The organism is Clostridium senegalense JC122 (genome assembly GCF_000285575.1).
Taxonomy (GTDB): domain Bacteria; phylum Bacillota; class Clostridia; order Clostridiales; family Clostridiaceae; genus Clostridium_J; species Clostridium_J senegalense.
The window spans coordinates 1-2,533 of record NZ_HE611063.1; the positions used below are offsets into that span (position 1 = coordinate 1).

The window sequence follows — 2,533 nt, forward strand, 5'->3', positions numbered from 1 at the left end:
GATTTATTATATATAACTATATTAAATTAAATTTTCCTTGATTGTACAATTTGAATTAATTAATTACATTTTTCTACCTTTTTCTATATTTTTCTTTATTTTTCTACTGATGATACACTTGGTTAAGTTTATATTAAATATATATTTTAAAGTTTATGTTTTACTTATATATCTAAAAATTAACAAAATTCCATAACAAATATGATCTATACTTTATAAAATTTTACACCATGAATAAGTTTATAGTTTTAGGTTAAACTAACTCTTGTCATAAAATTTTATAGTATGGTGATATATAAATGAAAATAAAAACTTATAAAAATAAAGGTTTAATTATTAACCTTATAACAACTTATTTGGTTGCTTTTACTTGTTTCATTTTTATAAAAATGCTTAATATAACTATTTTTTCTAATGATAATATACCAACATTTAAAGAAGATATTTTTTTATCTTTTAAAGAAGATTCTACTGTTTCTTATTATGATAAGTATAACAGTCCCGAATTTTACTCTATTAAATTAAATATGAGTAATGAAAAATGTAGGAATATATATATGCATAATGAAGAAATGACAAGAAAAAGTACTACAAATCATCTCCATGAAGATTTTAAATACAAAAGAGTAAACATAGATGCTTTAAAAATATATTTAACTCAAAGAGATTCTATATTAGCTGAAGAACCTTATTTTTCTACTATTATAGATACAGCTAAAAATTTTAATTTAAACCCACTATTATTGTTTGCTATTACAGGTCAAGAACAAGGCTTTGTTCCTAAAAATAATCCTTATTGCACTACAATAGCTAATAATCCATTTAATATATTTAATAGTTGGCAAAGTTATAATACTGACATTGGAGATGCATCACAAATTGTTTCAAGAACAGTTGTAAATTTATCCTTAAACAGACCTGAAGATGAAGATCCTTTTCGTTGGCTTAATCAAAAGTATTCTGAAGATCAATCTTGGTTTAAGGGTGTGAAAAGCATATATTCATCTCTTGAAAAATCAGTTCCTTATATAGAATAAAATTAATACTAATATAATAAAAAAACTATGGTTTAAAACCATAGTTTTTTGTTTACTTTTCAATATAAACACTTGTTGTTGGAAATGCCACGTCTATCTTTTCACTTTCTAAAATATCTAAGATTTTAAAATTTACATCATTTTTTACTTTCATATATTCACTTAAACTTGTTTTGTTAGTATAATATGCTATAACTATATCTAAACTACTACTATTATAACTATCAAAATAAACTAATATGCCATCTTTGTTTACATCACTCTCTTTTAATAACATGTCTTGTATTCTATTTATACATATTTGAATCTTTTCTTTAGATGTATCATAAGTTACACCTAAAACAAAACTTATTTTTCTTATATCACGTTTAGTAAAGTTTAATATAGATGCATTAGCTAAAGTTGAATTAGGTATTGTTATTAAAACCTTATCTGATGTTCTTATTTTAGTACTTCTTATAGATATATCTTCTACTTCTCCTTCAACACTTCCACATTGTATCCAATCTCCAATAGAAAAAGACCTATCAAATATTATACTTATACCTGCAAATATGTTGGCCGCAGTATCTTTAGATGCTAATGCTATAACAGCTCCTCCAATTCCTGCACTTGCTATAAGTCCCTTTACAGGCATTCCCCATTCTTGTGCAACAGTAAGTACAACTACAACTATAATAGCTACTTTTATAAATTTAGCTATAAAAGAATATGCTATTTTATCTAGTTTTCCATCGCTGTCTTGAAATTTGTTAAATATTTCTGGGGGTTTCTCAACTATATTTATAAGCGATTGTGCTATTAGTAATAAAACACAACTATTAAATACTCTATTTAGTATAAGAGCATTTATGTTAAATATATCAAAAATTGTTACTATTATTATATATACACCTAATAATAACAAGAAATTTTTTATAGGATTTTCTATAGCTTCTATTATGTTAAAATTATTTTTAATTTCTAATTTTAATAAAATTTTATTTATGCCTTTTATTATGTACTTCACTAAAACATTTTTTAAAAACAATATTAATAAAAATGTTCCAATTGCAATAGCTAATTTAATCCATACAATATACATTTCTTGACCTATTGTATTTGGACCTATTCTTTCTGCATTATTTAATAAAGATAACATACATTCTCCTTTCATAAGATAAATACCATTTAATTTTTATATCTATTATAACACTTCATTTTATTTTATATAAACCTTTATTTTTAAATTTATATAAAAAAAAATCGTAGTATTTATACTACGATTTGGTGGCTCACCGGGGAATCGAACCCCGGACACCATGATTAAAAGTCATGTGCTCTACCGACTGAGCTAGTGAACCATACTTACCTGGCAACAACCTACCCTCCCACACAGTCTCCCGTGCAGTACTCTCGGCGTCTAGAGGCTTAACTTGCCTGTTCGGAATGGAAAGGAGTGTTACCCTCTAAACCATCATCACCAGATTAAAATAATTTTTTCAAACTACTTTATT

At 25.1% G+C, this 2,533-nt stretch carries 2 protein-coding genes, 1 tRNA gene and 1 rRNA gene; 1 reads left to right on the forward strand and 3 read right to left on the reverse strand.

What is annotated here, in order from left to right:
• Positions 1–299 precede the first annotated feature (299 nt).
• Positions 300–1,037, forward strand: a complete 738-nt coding sequence (locus tag CSGHG_RS22290) for a hypothetical protein (RefSeq protein ID WP_010299834.1) — start codon at positions 300–302, stop codon at positions 1,035–1,037.
• A gap of 52 nt (positions 1,038–1,089) precedes the next feature.
• Here the strand turns inward: CSGHG_RS22290 and CSGHG_RS19085 are convergent, their stop codons facing one another.
• The 3 genes from CSGHG_RS19085 to rrf form a co-directional block, all read right to left on the reverse strand.
• On the reverse strand, positions 1,090–2,193 hold the full coding sequence (locus CSGHG_RS19085; protein ID WP_081496364.1) for a mechanosensitive ion channel family protein: 1,104 nt from the start codon (positions 2,191–2,193) through the stop codon (positions 1,090–1,092).
• Between the two features lie 111 nt (positions 2,194–2,304).
• Positions 2,305–2,380 (reverse strand) — tRNA-Lys (locus CSGHG_RS19090).
• A gap of 6 nt (positions 2,381–2,386) precedes the next feature.
• Positions 2,387–2,504, reverse strand: a 5S ribosomal RNA gene (gene rrf, locus CSGHG_RS19095).
• Positions 2,505–2,533 lie beyond the last annotated feature (29 nt).